Here is a 16,559-nt window from a genome sequence, read left to right as displayed (position 1 = left end):
CTAGGAAAGGGCTAGCCCTTTCCTAGACACCCAAATCAACACTTCGAACAAATCTATTTGAATACGAAGGTGATCATCTACCTTGAGAAGTTGAAAAGTCATTTACACAAAAATATTGACAGTACCTATTTTCATTATTACTTTTAACTTATGGGTAGGATATTTAATACCCTTTACAAGAATTTTTTCACCTTCTTAAAAATAAGTATATTATATCATGCTCCATACTAATAAATGGAAGTAAACTCAATGTTTTTCCCATCCATTCTTTTTTAAAATCTTTTTTTATATAACGTTTGCTATTCTTCTTTGATGATATTGAATATACTGCAATTGTTCAAAAAGGTTATTTACTCTCTGCATACATACAAACACGAAAGAAAGATTCTTTATTAATTAATAAATATATACCGTTGCATACGATAAAAAGAATATATTTCTCTTGCCTCCTTCCCCAAAAAAAAGAACCCAAAATAGGCTCAATAAAATAATATTTGAAGCAAATTTTGGGTTCTTCCCATTAATTAATTCAATACAAAGAAATTTATAAGATAATATTTTTTTCAATAAAAATAGTTCAAGAGTTTATTATTATTAAATAGTTTTTATGGTTTACAACAGTAAGATTACTTTCATATTGAAAATATTTTGCATCTTCAGATGATAACTCAACAATTACTGAGTTTTCTTTCACACTGGTGACGATTCCAAAAACCTCCCTTTTCCCCCTTGAAAAGGATATATGATCATTTACGGCTGCTTTACTTATTGAATATTTCATTGGTTTATCCTCCATATTTTCAATAACTTATCCGCTTTACTCTTCCATTAAATTTTTGACTCCAATAGCCATTAGACATATCAGCAATAGCAACTCCAGTAGAGCTTTGGGCTCCAATGAACTTCCCTTCTCCTAAATAAATCCCTACATGGCCATCTTTTTTATATGTATCAAAAAATACAAGATCTCCTGGTTTAGCAGCTTCATAACTAACCGCATTCCCCATACCTTTAAGGGTGTCTGTTGTCACTCCGGTTCTACTGCATAACGTTACTCCAACTTGTTCAAATGCCCAATGAACAAAACTAGAACAATCAAAATACCCTCTTTTTATATCCTCTTTGTTTCTTCCTCCTCCAAATACGTAATAAGAATTATTTATCCACTTATAACCTACTGTTGTAACATCAATACCACTACTTTTATTAATGTTTAGTTCGGTTTTAGATATGTCTTTTTGGAATTTAAAGCTCTCTGCCAACTTTATAACTCTATCAACATACCATTCCGCATGATTAAATGCCCATATAGCCTTCTCTTTGTTATTTTCAAATCCATGAGAGGCTAAGTAATACGCTACGCTCGCAATGCTATCTGCTGGATTCCATGGGTCTGCTTTTCCATCATTATTAGCATCTATTCCAAACCCATTACCTCTTTTTATGGTTTCTAAATCAGTGATATCTATATCTTCAGCAACTAATCCACCACCAATATCGTACTTAGATCCTGCCCATGTAGAAGGCATAAATTGCATAGGACCTATAGCTCCAACAGAAGACTCCATGGTAGCATGAGTAGAAAAAGAGGTTTCTACAGCATGTATAGCTGCTAAGTAATACCATGGTATGTTATATGTCTGTTCACCATAAAGATAATATTGCATATATTCTTCTGGTACCTCTTTAGATGATGTAATGCTTTTTTGGTAAAAATCACTTTCAAATCGTTCTCCGTTTACTCTCGCATTTTCATTAGCAATTGCTGCTTCAATCATCTCTTTATCCTTTGATAAAGTACTGTTTTTTAATTCTAATTTTTCTTTTTCTTCTTTATAAGTATCCTCTTTTTCCTTCATTGCATCTATTAACTTACTGGAAGCTTCCTGTTGTTCGAGCAATTGTTCGTTCAAATCTCTAAATTCGTTGAGTAATGTTTGTTTTTCCATTAAATACGTAAAATCTCTGTTCAAATCCTCTACCAAATTAAAGGTTTGTACTTTCTTCTTTATAAGAAAACCTTCGTTTACCATGAACAAATTATCCGAAAAAAAGGGTAGTTCATTCACTGAGCTTTTCTTTCTTTCCTGATATTCATTTTCTTTCGCATCCAGTTCATCTTTAACTTTTTTAACCTGCTTTTTATTTAAGTCGATAGCAGTATTTAAATGATTCAGTCGCCTTTTTTGTAAAACTAATTCATTTTGGGTTAAATTTATTGCTTTATCCATCTTTACAATTTGTTCTTTTAAATTCTTTTTATATTCATCAATCGAATCAATTGTTGTTATTTCTTTTTCACTCTCATTTGCAGCAACATGGATTGGTCCATTTATCAATCCGATGGATAATAACCCAATAGCGGAAAGGAAAGTAATACTTTTAACTTTACTACTCATTTTATCCCTCCAAAAAAAATAACCCCAAGAATACATAGAGGTGACTGTCTCTCTATGAATCTTGGGGTTATCCCATTTGAATTTTCAATTAGTTTTATATTATCTTATAAAACTAAGAAATTCAACATGTTCAATTAATTTACTTTCTCTCTAAACACTATTCTCTGGTTGATAAAGCGACTGCTAGTACCCCAAAAAATCCTTTTGTCGAGCTATTTCTCTTTTGATTACGGTATATCATCTCAACAAGAGTTTTTTTCTCTTCTCGACTACTTTTTTCAATAATTAATTATGCTAATTCCTTACTCTTCATTTTTTTCTTTATAAGTGGAATTTCAATGTATTCATATTTACCTAATTCATATCTAATTACCATATCTGTATAATCAGTAGGGAATTGAATAAAGTCAGATTTAACAATTCTGAAGATAGAGACATTTATTTCAAAGCCTCCTATTCTATTTCAGCTATTGTATCATTAATCGCATTTGCAAAGTCTTGTAGATTCCCTCTTTCCAATATCGAAATCTCAATAGGTAAAGCTGCCCCTCCATTATTTGATACATTTAAAGAACAGGTATAACTATTAAACAAAGGAATAATACCAATAAGAATAAGTAATAATCCTATGAAAAAATCTCCAGTTACAAGAGAAGGAAGTCCTAATATCAAAGTAAAAAATAGACCAAATAAAAATCTCTTTATATAAAATTTTGTTGATGTTGAAACACTAGCGATGTTCTTTAAGGACATCGTTACCTCATTTTTCCCTAATGGTATTAATCCTAAAACGGTATTACGATTATACCCTTTAAACCGTTTATTAGTTAATAATAAATCTGTTGTTAACCATCTTAATAAAACATTCGTACAGTAAGTGCCTTCTTTTAGTTTTCTTTCTCTTTCCATGACGTTTTTTCTCCTTTCAACAAAAAAATCCCCCTAGAATAAGACATACAGTTTATATGTCTTCATCTAGGGGGATTCCCTCTTCGTTATTTATATAGGTAAATTATAGCAACCATATAACGAAAAGTCTAGTTGTTATTAATTTTCATTAATTTAATGTTCCTTTATCCTATAAGCACTTTTATTTTCTTATTTTCATAAGAATCGTGCTTATGTACTTATCAAAAACAAAACAAAAAGAAGAGATTATTAATCTCTTCTCTGTTCAGTAAGATGATACTTTTCTTAATCGCTTAGGGGATCTTCTATGAAATATCCTTCTATCTTCCTGTAATGAAGCGGCTTGCTCTTTATTTGAACCTATTGATTCATAATATCTTTTTTTAGCTTCATTAAAAATCTCTTCTATAGCCTTAGTTATCTTATCCATTTGGCGTTCAGTAATACAATCGTCTAACTCTACCATTAAATCATTAACTTGTTTTTTTTCTTCTTCCGTTAGGATATCATTCAGTTTCATGATTTCTCTCCTCTCGTCTATCTTACCTCGACTATATTCTATGCTCTTCTGCACTATACTACGATTATTGTTATAAATATTATAACATATCGAAATCATGTTGAAAAAATAAACACTACAGATCCTGATTTATCTTTCTGTTTATTTCCTCTATTCTGCTTTCCTTCTTTGATTGAAGTGATTCTTCAACTTTAATAATTGCATTTTCACCTACATATCCACCTAAGATTGATGTTAAAATTACTCGTTCCGTTCCATTTGGATCACTGAATAAAATCGTAACAATAGCTCCAACAGCTCCAAAACAACCATCCAATAAGAAACCCGGATAGAATGTAAGTTTATTATTCCTCGGTTTTTTTATTGTCCCATACCTCTTTGCGTGAGTTAAAACTCCCATACCAAATCCAATACAACCAGCCAAAATTATTTTATTTAACATGCCTATTCACCTCTCTTGAAAAATTTGCGCAAACACAAAAAAGCCTTTGAGGCAATAGACAATAAATACATGCGTTACATGTATTATGCCTATTAGCCCAAAGGCTGCGTGTTTATTAGTTAAGACGCTAATCCTAAATAGGATTGCCAAAAAAGAAAAAAGAAAAAATGGTTATACATTTATTATACGATTTTCTTTCTTATAACACTACACAATTTAAAAAGAGATAGTAAACCTATCCCTTTTTACTAGATATAAATTTTCAAGTCTAAGAATTTTTATTATTTGATCACTTCTCACCATAAATTAAAATCCACATAATTTTTTGCTGACTTTAATGTAGAAAATAATAGTCGTACGTCTCCCGCTTCTTCTAATGGAACGTACTCTCCTCCTATAAATGGATAAAACATACCAATTATCCAACCGTCCCCATCTGGATTTTCTAGAACCAGATACTTAGGTATTTCATCACCATAATAAGTAATTGTTTTATGATAGCTAAAGAATCTATTAACGTCTTCTTCTCTCCAATCTATCATTATGTCCCCTCCTAAACTATTCTTACCCTCTTAACAAATTCTAACTTCTACCGATTCATTTTGGTTCATTTGCTGATATCTTAGTATTAATTCATCTAACTCTTTACTCTTCTTTATTGCTTCGGGAGAATTAAATCCCTCTGAGAATGCAATTTTTAACATTTCTTCTCTTACCCGCTCTATTTGATCTCTTAGTTTATACATGAGTATTCCTCCAATTTTATTGTTTTAGAATATCTTTGTATTACTTAACAAAACCATTTAAGTCAGTATCTGCATAACCAGGGATGCTCCAAATATTTAATTGTTTTTCTTTTGCTATATTTTCTGCATCCTTATAGACATCAATAAATTCATATTCATCAAATAAGTAAGCTAATTTAACATATCCCTCTTTTAATAAATATGACTGAATACTAATTTGATCTAAAAAGACATGCGCCAAAATTCTTCCGTACTTATCCTTTTCATCAGCATTAGGATCCAATTGATAGGTAATTTCCTTTCCTTCTATAAGGTTAGCCAGATATTCCTTACCTTCTTGTCCAAATGGCTCATTCTTCCCTTTTGTAATTTCAGGTCCATTTATTCCGATTAACCTCAAAGCGGTATACTTATCTGCTTCCAAAACTAAAGTGTCAGCATCTATCACTTTTTTTACTATAGCTTTGTGTTTTTCTGTTTTAATATCAGCTGCCTTTTCACTAGAACGATTGACATCATTAAAGTACTTCTTAAACGAAATCTCCTTTTCTACCTGATTATCAGTCTTGTAGTTCTCTTTAGACTGGTAAGTAACTAGGCTATCTGTTGAACATCCACTTAATAAAAATAAAATAAATAAAGTGGAAATAATCTTTTTCATCTAAACCCCTCATTTCCAAAAAAGAGAGCACTCCAATATACTAAGACTTTACTTAGTAATTGGGGTGCTCCCATTTCTCAATATATTATATTCACTCTTCTAATTTCCTATATATTTATAATAAGGATAAAAATAGAAAAATTCAACCCAAAAAAAACTAAACTCTCCTTTCAGAAAAGGCAAAGCTAAATTGCTTCTATATCCTCCATGATTTTCTTAGTTTTTTCATTATTATTGATTCCACTGGCCATGGAATACCACCAAACTAAATCTTTTCTTCTTTTCTTATTATCTATTCTTGCTAACTCCATAACTAATTTAGTCACAACTTCTTTTTCTTCTTCAGTATAACTAATCATTAAATAATCCTCCTATATAGATACTTTTTTGGTATTTATATCTGCTAGTAATTCATTTTCCATTAAAGTTAATGACAAAAGTGTTAAATCATCTATTTTTTCATCATCTTTATTTCGTGTGATCCCCTTTTCTTTCAGGAATTCGATTATTCTTTTTCTCTCTCTTTCCACTCTTATATGTATTTCACGATCGTAATACATCTCAGTTCCTCCATTTAACCTGTACCAATTATTACTAATATGATTTCAAAAAAATATCAGAATTTTTAATTTTCTTTATAGTAATCATCAGAGAAATCTGGTACATCCTTTTGGTTTTCACAAATATTTTTAATCTTTTCGATATCAAATAAATAAGAAACCTCTTCGCTAATATCATAATCAAACTCATTTGCAACAAATATAGCCGCTTCTTCATTTTTATAGATCATTAAACGAAATGAACTAAACTCCGATTGTGCCTCTTCAACATATAATCCATTATGCGTGGAAAATTCATAAGTTTTAAAACATGAAGTTTCAACTTTAAAGTTCACCTGTTCTACAGTATTTATTAAAGTTTCCATTCTTTTGCCTCCCTTTTTATTTAAAAACCAATGATAAATGCCAACTGATCTCTTTTAGAAAAATGAAATCTGTCCTGAACTGCTTACTTTAAATGTAACCTCACTTTTCTCCCTTGTTTCCTCATTAATTTCAAAAGGTGTTTTTTCGTAGCAACCAAAATGAGCCTTCTTATTGTTAAAACGAGAAACATAAAAATAATCCTTACCATTTTCAAATAAGTAATAACTCATTCCAGGAACTAAGTTAGCACTATCTGCTTTTCCTAAATATTTCCCCTTCATTAATTACATGCCGCTCCTTTCTGTGATAAACACAAAAAAGCCTTTGGTCCTTTTATTAACCTAACAAAAATATTGTTAAGTAAAAATCAAAGGCCCAAAGGCTTCGTGTCTATTAGAATATGCTTATCATAAAGATAGCTAAAAATAAAAATTACAAAAAAATGTATATATAAATTCTAGTTGATTATTTTGAAAAAAGCAATAATTACTGATTATTTACCACTTAATTTCTTATATTGGTGGGAGTTTACACAGAACTCTTTTATTATCTTATCTAGTTGTTCCTTTGTAGCTTCAAACTTTGACCTTATCTTCTTTACGGCAGGCGTTAAATTATCAATTCTTATATTCTTAGGAACGCCTTTTGCTTGGTGAAACAGCAATTTAAGCCCTTGAAGAAAACACTCTTGGTTTTCTGATGGTAATGGTACAACGAAAGCTGCATTGCTGCATGGGTAAGACATCACAAGGGCATGTATATCAACGAATTCTCCGTCTTTTACTGCTTCCATTATTCCGAAATCTACCTGTGCTTCACTAGGAGGGTGTTCTAAACGATCATGGCCTTTATCTTGGTGATCATTATGGCTATTTTCCCAATCAGATACAAAATAGCAAACAGTTCTGTAAGAACCTTGAAATCTATGACTTTGAAGTTCTTCAAAAATTGCTTTCTTCGTATGACGTGACTTTTTCTTTAACTTACTGTCCTCAAAGAGGCAATCGGAAACCATCTCGACCCAGTTACCTTCAGTCATCATTCCTTTCTTCTGCTTTATTTTAGATTGAGGCAATTGTTCACCATCCCCATACTTCTTAGCTGTTCTCCAGTTAATACCAAGTGTTTTTTAGATCTTAGATATAGATAAACCCTTGTTGTTTCTCAAGTTTTTGATACAATGAGTACCAGACATTGCTAGCATCCTTTCATATTCCTCCACTTGTAAATGATTCGACACCATTACAGTAGAGGGACTTGGGGTGACGGGCAAGTCTTTTTTTATGCACTTATAAAATAAAGTGCAGGACCCTGCATTTTACCTATGCAAAGCTCTGCACTTTTATTTTGCAATAAACAAAAAGTTTGTTCAAATTGATCTATGAGAATCAAATTTAATCATTTCTAATTTGTCAGAACTAATGTAAGGACTTTTTAAATTATAGATAATTATATCATTTTTTCTATGCTCATTTTTCTTTATAAATAATTTTAAGAAATTAAAATCATGTGTAGAAACTATGAGTTGCTTTTCTATATTATTTAAAACGTCACACATAGTGTATTGATTAATATCATCCATATTTTGGATTGGATCATCTATACCTACAAAATTTAGTGAATGTATTTGTTGTTCTTTATTAATTGCTAAAAATATAGATATGGCTAATACATTTAATTGCCCTGAACTTAAAATATTTTTAGCATTACTTTTTCCACCAGGCTTATCACGTAATTCTTTATTATACGCTACTTTTATATTTATTTGCTCTTCGCTTCCTTCAAATACTAAATCACAATCACTTGGAATCGGATCTAAATATCTAAAATATCTTTGCACGGTAGAATTGCCTCGATTAAGAAAATCCGAAATCCCATCTCCTATCAAACTTCGTTTTTCTTGCTTATATTTTTCTAATAAACCTATATAAGAATTCAATTTGCCCATTTTAGAGTTTAAATCATTTTTATTTTTTTGGATATTAGAGATTTGTTTTAGAACATTATTATTAATTTCCTGTTTCACTAACAAATCTTTAATAAAATTTATTTCATCAATCTCAATGTCAATTTTTTGTATTGATTCTAAAGCAAAATCAAATATTTCTATAAACCTTTGATTATATTGATTCTCATTCAATAAACTTTGTAGATTGAGAATAATTAAATTTACGCTTGAAATATTATTCTTTATTTCTTTAAGTAAAGAAATATTATTTTTATATTTCGCATTCACAAAATATTTTCTCGCAGTATTCTTATCAACACTTTTTTTCAGGTCTTTAGCAGACTTTATTTTATTAGTAACTTTAGAGGTTTTTTCATAACCTGATATATCACTTGATACTTTTTCTATTTTTAAAATTACTTCAATTGCTTCTTTTCTTTGATTTATTTCTAGTGAATTTTTTGCTAAATGCTCTTCTAGAATAGATTGTTTTTCTGAAAATAACATTTCATCAAATAAATCTGATGATTTATAATTAGCTATTTCATTATCAAAGTTTTTTATTTTAGTTTCATTTTCCTCTTGATTTCTTTTTAGCCTTCTAATTTCTTCTTTTAATTTCTTCTTTCTATTTTCAAGATGTTTTGATAAGCTTATAGATTTCTCATAATAACTACTTTCATCATTAAGTTGATTCAAATAATCATTTAAATTTTGAGCTATATCACTATTTAAATTATTTGTTTGTGAAGAACAAACAGGACAATAATTTAAATCATATTTATTCGTGTATACTTGAACATCTCTAATGCCTGATATTAATTTAGCTAGAACTTGATCTTTATTCTCCTCAATAATTCTCTCTATTTTCTCCGATACACTATTATTTTTTTGAAATCGACTACTTAATCGTTCTAATTTTTCCATTATAAAATCAATAGATTTTTTTGCATTTTCAATCAGAGGAATATTTATACTTTTAAATTTTACAGCTGCTAAATTGTATTCTATCTTTAATTGCTCACTTCTTAGTAATTCAAGCTTTTCATTTAATTCATCGATATTACTTTCTTCAACATTTAACTCTTTCAATAAAATCTGTAGACCATTAAGTTCACCTTTTAATCCGTTAACTTTTTCTAAATTCTCTTCTAAATTTGACAAACTCAGTATTTTATCGCTTAAACGTTCTAATAGAAGTTCTGCTTTTTTCTTTTTACCTAAAAGAAGTTCTTCTCTAGATTCATAATCATTCAAAAGATTCTTCAATTCATTAAGGCTACTATTTCTTTGCCCATCTTCTATTTTACTGTAAAATTCTATGTATTTCTCTAAATGGTTTTTAGTATTTAGTCTTTTAGCTATTTCATTTTCCACATTGATTTTTGTATTGCCATCCGATAATAAAATTCCATACGTACTCGATAATTCGTCTAATTTCTCTCTTTCAAAATAGTGCATTGTTTCTTTCTTGTTTATTATAGCCTTATCTAACTCACTAATTTGGTCAGATAAATTATCTTTATTTTTTTCTAAACCTTTTAATACTCTTTTAAAATTATCAAATTCGAGAAGCATTGATTTTAAACCCATTATATTAGCTAAAGCTTTATACCGTTCTTTCGAATCTTCACTTGTAATAAAATCTGTCACTTGATCTTGAGATAGAATATAAGCTTGCTTTAATAATTGACTAAAACCCCCTCGTTCATATGTAATAGAATTCGCAGTGTGCATTTTTAAGAAATTTTCTATTTGTTCTTGACCAATATGAACATTGTCATCTTTTGATATAATTCTCACTTGCAAATTTCCAACGTTACCATTTGTTACATTAAAGTATCTAATTAAAGTATTCCCATCGAATTCTAAAGTAACTGCTACTTCAAAGCTCTCTTCAATATGAATTCTTTTATTAACAATATCGTATTTCAGCTCATTTTCTGAACCATCAAATCTATTTATTTTTCCTGTTAAACACCATTCAATAGCATCAAAGAAAGAACTTTTACCAAATCCATTGGCACCGTATAGAAGTATAACTTCCTTGGATAAATCAAATACGACCTCTCCCATATAGTTTTTAAAATTCTTTATTATCAACTTTTGAATGTTCATAATCAATTTCCATCCCTTGCATTAAAGTATTTACTATTTCCCCAACTTGATAATCTTTCAATTTAATATTTTCACTATCATATTGTTTTAAAAGAGAAAATAACACTTTCACTTCCTCATTATATTCAGTTTCCCTTAAATTTTCTGAATTACCTCCTTTTTTATCGACTGTATTATCCAAAAATGGAATTCGATTTAAATCATTTTCATCCCTAACAACATACTTTCTTAACGCTATATTATTACGTTCTATCATGAAAAACTGTTCATAGTTTATTTCTTCATCTGTACAAAGGATAAAATAACTATTATAAATATTTTCACTTTGCTCTAATAGCAGTATTCTTATTTGATTGGAATAGATATTTATATTTTCATGTTCTAATTCCATGTGTAATCGCTTAAGAAAAACTCTAATTGTTTCATTTCCATATAGGGAAAAGCCTAGCTTCTCCACTTCTTCATTTTCTAATGCTTTAAAATTCTTTTGAATTAGTCTATTATGTACTAAATTAAAATTATTCAAAGAACACCCTCCTCTAACTCTTCTAACCTTTCCACTAAATACTTTTCTATATCATCTTCTTCCAAAGCATCATAAAAATCAGCTTTCATAATATTTCCGGGTAATAATTTAGCTATGATTGGAACCTCATTTAGTTTTTGGTTATCTTCCAACTCTTCAATATCTATTGATTCCTTAACGTATATCTTGAGAGGTTCAATTTTGTCAAACTTTCTATCATTATAATTTTGTATAATGATATTTAAATCTATTCCCATTAGATAAAGCTGCTCTTTTAAACTTGCATTTTTTATAATACCGTTTAATCTTTCAATAACTTCGGGTTTCTTTTTTGCAACTTCTAATCTTAAAAATGCAAAAATTTCATCTATATCTTCAAATTTTTTCGCTACCAATGATTCGTTTCCATCGAATCTTGTCTTTTTATTTTTACTCACTGTGAGCATTATTATTAGAGTAAATAACTCCAATAAACTATTTTCTTTCATATTAGTGCTTAATCTTGAATAAATTGAGGTTTTATTAGTGCCATCAAATAGACGTTCAAATAATTTTTTTATATCTCCACCCTCATTTAATATCCAACACTCTAAATACTTCTTATATTCATAAATTAAACTATTAACGATTTCTGAATTTCTAAAGTCTTTAACGCTATTTAATAATTCATCTATAACTCTATTAATAATAGTAATGCCTTCATGCTGGTTTACTATTAAACTGGCTTGGGACAGTGCTTTCTTTCTAACGATATCTAATAAATTAACGATCTTTTCCTTTGTAATAATTAATCGTTCTATATTAGTTTTATCAGTACATTCTTCAAATAAATACCCTATAATAAAATTTAAATCTGAAACGGCAATAGATACATTTTCCCCATACCCACTAAAAATAATTCTATTAAGTTTCATACATAAATAATCTTGAAACTTATCTATTTCTTGCAAAGATGATCCCGTATGTAAATAAAAACGTTTTAGTAGTGACTCTATACTTTCTCCACATAAACTTAAATAAGTAAACTCTGTTCCTTTATCGTCAAACACTTTCTCCGATAATACTTTGAGCAAACCATCATCTGAAGAAACCTCTTTATTAAATAACTTATTATCTGTATAATGATCAAAATTATAATTTTTGGTACGAATAAAATGATAACTTGAATATAATTGAAATTCTGTTTCGTATTCTTCAGATTTTTTAGTTAGAGTTGCATTTAATAACAATTTATCTACCCAGGAATTAGCTTGAAGAAATTGTTTCTTGTTTATTTCTTTATTGCTCCTTCTATATAAACTTGAAGCAGGAGACTCCGTGACTTCCAGTTTGATTTTCTGACTAGTTTTTACTTGTACAAAGCGAACTTTATTGCCTTTACCTACTACAATATCATCATGGTATTCCATAATAACAAAATCCCATTTATCCTCTAACATCTCTACAATATATTCAATTGTAACTAAAAATTGATAATAAAATCCCGATAAAGCTGTCAAACCGCCAGTTTCACTAACAGTAGCATTTATTAAATGCTCTGCGATTTCTTCTCCTTTCCTATTTCGAAAATATTGATTAATAATTTCTTCCCTCTCTGGATCAATAGGACCAATATTATCTCTTTTTAATATATATTCATCTACAACATTTCTTACCGTGTTTATCATGCAATCTCCTTCTCTAAACCTTCGTTTTTTAAGTGTATTAATAGCGAAAGATACGACAATTTCTAATTTCAATGTTAGATTTCAATAATTTTATTAATTAACCTCTCCGCTCTATGCTTAATACCCACCTTATCCTTTTGCATTTTAGCAGAAAGTCTAAATTACTTTTTCCTATAAAACGAGTTTATTCAGATAAAAAAGTTTAGTGTTTTTCGTTAACATACTCTAAAAGAATTTCAGAAACCAACTCTTCTAAAGTAAAATTCCCCTCAGAAGCAATCTGTTTCAAAGAATCCTTAACCTGGGTAGGTATTTCTATAGATAGCAACTCATATTCAGAATCTATATAAATTCCTTTAACCGTTGAGATTATAGAACCTTCCACCATATACTTCTTAATAGTTTTAATCGTTTCTTCATCTAAAGTATCGTACGGAAAACAATATGGTTTAATTTCTAACTCGATTGTTTGTTTATTTATGTTCATCTTCATATTTGTTGGAGTGATATATTCATAACATTTATCTATGAAAGAGTATATATTAGTTTTAACCTTATATTCATAAGGGAACACAAACTTAGCAAATTTCCTTTTGGAAATTATAGAACCTCTTTCAATTAAATAAACCGGTTTAAAACCATATTGCTCAATTTTCGTATATGGAATCTTATTTCCACTAGCAGTTAATAAAAAGTAATCTTCATCTTCCCCAACCATCAATCTTCCATGTTCTTCACTTCTTTCATGAATAAACAATTGAAACCAACCATGTTTATTTGGTTTGGAATAAAACTCTTTATTATTTCTACTTCTCATATTTTTATAATTTTTTTGAAAACGTTCAAGCTCCGTTTGTTTAATAAAATATAATTCCCTACCTCTATAAACTTCTTTCTCTGCAGTAAGTTTACCATCCTTTATATAGTTAAATACCGTTACAGTAGATACACCTAATTGTGCAGCAACTTCACCAGTGCTAAGTCCTGGCTTTTTTAATTTGTCTTTTACCTCTTCTACATCATCTATATAAAAGTACTTCGTATTGTCAATTTGCCAACTTTTTTCATTCACTGCAGTTAATATGCCTTGTCTGGAATATGATAAAACTGTATTCTCAGCAACACCTAATAATTCTGCAGCCTGTTTTGTAGTAATTTGCTTTTTCTTATCTTCTTGGCCCATTTTATTCTCCCCAACTAATCATTATTAAAATAGTGTATACATATCATTTAATATTAACTCAATATTATAATCTATTTATATGTTACCATTTACTATAGTCAATATTCAATTGGGGAATAATTCTAATTTATGTATTAATTCTTGCTTTGTTTACAATACTCACTAGCATTCTCTAAAAAATCTGTTATACATTCTTCTACCTTTTTTCTTGTTGGTTTTTCTAATGTAATACTTTTAAAAGTTTTATCAATAACTACCCCTCCTCCCCCTATCAATAATTTAATCTCCACTGTATCTTTTTCTCGACTCAAACTTCCTCTTTTATCTACAAATCTACTAACTTGCACTCTAAGACCATATTTGGATTTTTGTAAGAAATAAGTTTTCACTTGCACTTCATATTTACTTACAAAAAAAGTACTTTCATCTAATGCTCGGTATAAACTTTCGCTAATCAAAAAATCCACCTCTTCCTTTTATCATTAATAAGATTATAATATGTATCTTAACATTAAACAAAGGTTTAATATCTATTTTATATAAAAAAATATAATACATACTATTTTATATTAAAATGTATTTTAAATATTAATTTTATTTATATGTATATATAGTAGACAAATAAAGTATTTTTCTACTAATATAGAAGTAGATATTAAATATACCTAAATTAAATTAATAACGAGTCACATATAACCATATAATCACTTTGTTTTCAAAAAATGCTAAAAGAGGTGAAAAAATGCTAGAAAAGGAAATTTCATTCCATTCGAACAAAAATTCGTTAGAATTTACTGGAAGTCAGTCGTCCATCGCATCGTTTTCAAAAACTTTAACAGATCCATCGCTATTTCAAAATTTACCTGACGAGTTAATCATTATGGAGGACGTATCTAACAATAAGGAAATAAATGACTTGGAAATGATGTATTTATTTTTACACCAAAAGAAAGATATGGATATACGAAAGAATAAAATGGAGAACACCATCAAAGAGTACAGCAGAGATTTACTTATCATGTATAAACAGATAATAGAAAATGCTTTTTCCATTGGATTAGATTTAAATGCACAGCAAAATCCCTATCAGGTATTTAAACTACTCAATCATGTACATATTAGAAAATTTCAAGAGTGGTTAGCTGCAGCTCCGTTAGGGAAGGGGAAGAAGCCATACGCAGTTTCTACACTGAGTCGTAAAATGGTAGTTCTTAAAGGATTTCTTTCTTTTTTGTATAAAACAAAGTATATAGAAGTTCCGTTGCATGAAAAAATGTTGAGTAGTAATGTGCGGGATATTGATCGGCCAGATAGGGATTTAGGAAAAAATGAGGTAGTGCAGATATTGGACTATTATAAAGACCATCCCATTGTTCATGGTTTACTAGCAACCTTAATTACAACAGGGCTTAGAATAAACGAATTATGTCATAGTAAAATATCGGATATTTCTTATGTGGATGGAGATTACTGGTTATATGTATTAGGAAAAGGGAGACATGAAAGAGAGGTACTCTTACATCCATATATAATAGAAGAAATACGGAAATTTCGACGAACAAGACGGTTAGATTTTATATTAGATGGTAGTGATAATTCGTATATTTTTATGACGAACAAAGGGAAACCATACAATTATAAGTATTTATCTAATTATTTAACAAAAAAAATTAATGAAGCGGATTTACCTTTCATCAAAACAAGGAAAAATCCAATTACACCACATACACTAAGACATGCTTTTGCACAAATTAGTTCTGATCAAGGGGCGAGTTTGGATCAAATTAAAATTGCATTGGGGCACAAATCGATTCAAACAACATCTATTTATCTGCAGAAGAAATCAAGAAGAGAAAACAATGCGGGACATGCTTGGAAAAATTCAAGTATCATTAATTCATTGTGATTTACAGGTGACAATATAAAAAAAAGGGTTGTATATTCGTACAACCCTTTGATAAACAAAAAAAACAGACCTTATTCAGTCCGCCTTGTTGTCTATTGTACCATCACATTTATAACGAGTTTATATTCATTGTCTTCATCTAGTCTTAAGCGTACTCCGCTAAAGCCTCCCTTATGACCTTACCTAAAAAGGATTGTTCAGCGACCAAGACAGCTTCTGTAGCGCTTGTTGCGTTTATTTGGTAACCTCACACATCCGCTACACCTTTTAGCATTGATACGTCCCAAACGTCATTCATAAATACTACTCCTATTAGTAATTTATTAAACCATAATTCATTTTCTCTGACCATCTTTTTTGTCTTTCGTGAATGCGACCCAATCCCCATTAACCTTTTCTATTTTAAATACTTGTCCGATTTCTATATCTTTCGTTATTCTTTTCAGGGTTCTATTAGGGGTAGCGTCAGGAAAATGCGGATTTACAACGTTAAGGAAATCAAAATATAAAAAGTCTAATTTCTCGGTGTTATAAGTGAAAAATTAGGCTTTAGTTACTTCATTAAAGCGCCTGATTGTTGAAGACTAAAGTTTATATTCACCAAGAAA

At 29.4% G+C, this 16,559-nt stretch carries 19 protein-coding genes; 1 reads left to right on the top strand and 18 read right to left on the bottom strand.

Annotated features, from left to right (window positions below; all coding sequences use genetic code 11):
• Window positions 1–577 precede the first annotated feature (577 nt).
• The 18 genes from QQZ16_RS19125 to QQZ16_RS19040 all read right to left on the bottom strand — a co-directional run bounded on the left by QQZ16_RS19125 (window position 578) and on the right by QQZ16_RS19040 (window position 14,503).
• A complete protein-coding gene (locus QQZ16_RS19125) occupies window positions 578–781 on the bottom strand; it encodes a DUF2187 family protein (RefSeq protein ID WP_284561676.1) in 204 nt (67 codons plus the stop codon).
• Between the two features lie 19 nt (window positions 782–800).
• A complete protein-coding gene (locus QQZ16_RS19120; protein ID WP_284561675.1) occupies window positions 801–2,399 on the bottom strand; it encodes an NlpC/P60 family protein in 1,599 nt (532 codons plus the stop codon).
• A gap of 453 nt (window positions 2,400–2,852) precedes the next feature.
• Entirely contained in the window at window positions 2,853–3,308 is a 456-nt protein-coding gene (locus tag QQZ16_RS19115; RefSeq protein ID WP_284561674.1) for a hypothetical protein, read from the bottom strand.
• Between the two features lie 265 nt (window positions 3,309–3,573).
• Window positions 3,574–3,828 carry a hypothetical protein gene (locus tag QQZ16_RS19110; RefSeq protein ID WP_016204214.1) on the bottom strand — a complete coding sequence of 85 codons (255 nt, stop codon included), beginning with the start codon at window positions 3,826–3,828 and terminating at the stop codon, window positions 3,574–3,576.
• Window positions 3,829–3,943: 115 nt separating this feature from the next.
• Window positions 3,944–4,270: a DUF4257 domain-containing protein gene (locus tag QQZ16_RS19105; protein WP_016204213.1), complete on the bottom strand. Its 327-nt coding sequence runs from the start codon at window positions 4,268–4,270 to the stop codon at window positions 3,944–3,946.
• Window positions 4,271–4,566: 296 nt separating this feature from the next.
• A complete protein-coding gene (locus tag QQZ16_RS19100; protein WP_144545658.1) occupies window positions 4,567–4,812 on the bottom strand; it encodes a hypothetical protein in 246 nt (81 codons plus the stop codon).
• A 30-nt stretch (window positions 4,813–4,842) separates the two neighbouring features.
• Entirely contained in the window at window positions 4,843–5,016 is a 174-nt protein-coding gene (locus QQZ16_RS19095; RefSeq protein WP_016204211.1) for an aspartyl-phosphate phosphatase Spo0E family protein, read from the bottom strand.
• Window positions 5,017–5,056: 40 nt separating this feature from the next.
• On the bottom strand, window positions 5,057–5,677 hold the full coding sequence (locus tag QQZ16_RS19090; protein WP_144545656.1) for a thermonuclease family protein: 621 nt from the start codon (window positions 5,675–5,677) through the stop codon (window positions 5,057–5,059).
• A gap of 185 nt (window positions 5,678–5,862) precedes the next feature.
• On the bottom strand, window positions 5,863–6,036 hold the full coding sequence (locus QQZ16_RS19085; protein WP_186325669.1) for a hypothetical protein: 174 nt from the start codon (window positions 6,034–6,036) through the stop codon (window positions 5,863–5,865).
• Between the two features lie 12 nt (window positions 6,037–6,048).
• A complete protein-coding gene (locus tag QQZ16_RS19080; protein WP_047944802.1) occupies window positions 6,049–6,237 on the bottom strand; it encodes a hypothetical protein in 189 nt (62 codons plus the stop codon).
• A 65-nt stretch (window positions 6,238–6,302) separates the two neighbouring features.
• Entirely contained in the window at window positions 6,303–6,602 is a 300-nt protein-coding gene (locus tag QQZ16_RS19075) for a hypothetical protein (protein WP_144545654.1), read from the bottom strand.
• 54 nt (window positions 6,603–6,656) lie between these two features.
• Window positions 6,657–6,884 carry a hypothetical protein gene (locus QQZ16_RS19070; protein WP_047944800.1) on the bottom strand — a complete coding sequence of 76 codons (228 nt, stop codon included), beginning with the start codon at window positions 6,882–6,884 and terminating at the stop codon, window positions 6,657–6,659.
• A 212-nt stretch (window positions 6,885–7,096) separates the two neighbouring features.
• Entirely contained in the window at window positions 7,097–7,678 is a 582-nt protein-coding gene (locus tag QQZ16_RS19065) for a hypothetical protein (protein WP_226793373.1), read from the bottom strand.
• 294 nt (window positions 7,679–7,972) lie between these two features.
• Window positions 7,973–10,669, bottom strand: coding sequence for an AAA family ATPase (locus QQZ16_RS19060; RefSeq protein WP_152112337.1), 2,697 nt, complete (start codon window positions 10,667–10,669; stop codon window positions 7,973–7,975).
• Entirely contained in the window at window positions 10,635–11,195 is a 561-nt protein-coding gene (locus QQZ16_RS19055; RefSeq protein ID WP_152112336.1) for an ABC-three component system middle component 1, read from the bottom strand. Before QQZ16_RS19055 ends, QQZ16_RS19060 begins: the two co-directional genes overlap by 35 nt.
• Window positions 11,192–12,934, bottom strand: coding sequence for a dsDNA nuclease domain-containing protein (locus QQZ16_RS19050; protein WP_226793370.1), 1,743 nt, complete (start codon window positions 12,932–12,934; stop codon window positions 11,192–11,194). Before QQZ16_RS19050 ends, QQZ16_RS19055 begins: the two co-directional genes overlap by 4 nt.
• 130 nt (window positions 12,935–13,064) lie before the next feature.
• Window positions 13,065–14,045, bottom strand: coding sequence for a helix-turn-helix domain-containing protein (locus QQZ16_RS19045; protein WP_152112334.1), 981 nt, complete (start codon window positions 14,043–14,045; stop codon window positions 13,065–13,067).
• 134 nt (window positions 14,046–14,179) lie between these two features.
• The gene (locus QQZ16_RS19040) at window positions 14,180–14,503 is read right to left on the bottom strand and encodes a hypothetical protein (RefSeq protein WP_144545643.1); all 324 of its coding nucleotides are present in this window, start codon (window positions 14,501–14,503) and stop codon (window positions 14,180–14,182) included.
• Window positions 14,504–14,787: 284 nt separating this feature from the next.
• Between QQZ16_RS19040 and QQZ16_RS19035 the strand changes: the two genes are divergently transcribed.
• Entirely contained in the window at window positions 14,788–15,951 is a 1,164-nt protein-coding gene (locus QQZ16_RS19035; protein WP_047944793.1) for a tyrosine-type recombinase/integrase, read from the top strand.
• The last annotated feature ends 608 nt before the right edge of the window (window positions 15,952–16,559 follow it).

Source organism: Bacillus sp. T2.9-1 (genome assembly GCF_950097965.1).
GTDB lineage: Bacteria > Bacillota > Bacilli > Bacillales > Cytobacillaceae > Niallia > Niallia hominis.
The sequence above is the reverse complement of the archived record's forward strand: the minus strand, read 5'-3'. Positions and strand labels throughout refer to the sequence as shown.

Coding starts and splice junctions, on each gene's coding strand:
- QQZ16_RS19110 (WP_016204214.1), bottom strand. CDS start 3,828: ATGAAACTGAATGATATCCTAACGGAAGAAGAAAAAAAACAAGTTAAT.
- QQZ16_RS19075 (WP_144545654.1), bottom strand. CDS start 6,602: ATGGAAACTTTAATAAATACTGTAGAACAGGTGAACTTTAAAGTTGAA.
- QQZ16_RS19095 (WP_016204211.1), bottom strand. CDS start 5,016: ATGTATAAACTAAGAGATCAAATAGAGCGGGTAAGAGAAGAAATGTTA.
- QQZ16_RS19115 (WP_284561674.1), bottom strand. CDS start 3,308: ATGGAAAGAGAAAGAAAACTAAAAGAAGGCACTTACTGTACGAATGTT.
- QQZ16_RS19045 (WP_152112334.1), bottom strand. CDS start 14,045: ATGGGCCAAGAAGATAAGAAAAAGCAAATTACTACAAAACAGGCTGCA.
- QQZ16_RS19080 (WP_047944802.1), bottom strand. CDS start 6,237: ATGTATTACGATCGTGAAATACATATAAGAGTGGAAAGAGAGAGAAAA.
- QQZ16_RS19090 (WP_144545656.1), bottom strand. CDS start 5,677: ATGAAAAAGATTATTTCCACTTTATTTATTTTATTTTTATTAAGTGGA.
- QQZ16_RS19100 (WP_144545658.1), bottom strand. CDS start 4,812: ATGATAGATTGGAGAGAAGAAGACGTTAATAGATTCTTTAGCTATCAT.
- QQZ16_RS19085 (WP_186325669.1), bottom strand. CDS start 6,036: ATGATTAGTTATACTGAAGAAGAAAAAGAAGTTGTGACTAAATTAGTT.
- QQZ16_RS19035 (WP_047944793.1), top strand. CDS start 14,788: ATGCTAGAAAAGGAAATTTCATTCCATTCGAACAAAAATTCGTTAGAA.
- QQZ16_RS19105 (WP_016204213.1), bottom strand. CDS start 4,270: ATGTTAAATAAAATAATTTTGGCTGGTTGTATTGGATTTGGTATGGGA.
- QQZ16_RS19120 (WP_284561675.1), bottom strand. CDS start 2,399: ATGAGTAGTAAAGTTAAAAGTATTACTTTCCTTTCCGCTATTGGGTTA.
- QQZ16_RS19070 (WP_047944800.1), bottom strand. CDS start 6,884: ATGAAGGGGAAATATTTAGGAAAAGCAGATAGTGCTAACTTAGTTCCT.
- QQZ16_RS19125 (WP_284561676.1), bottom strand. CDS start 781: ATGAAATATTCAATAAGTAAAGCAGCCGTAAATGATCATATATCCTTT.
- QQZ16_RS19060 (WP_152112337.1), bottom strand. CDS start 10,669: ATGAACATTCAAAAGTTGATAATAAAGAATTTTAAAAACTATATGGGA.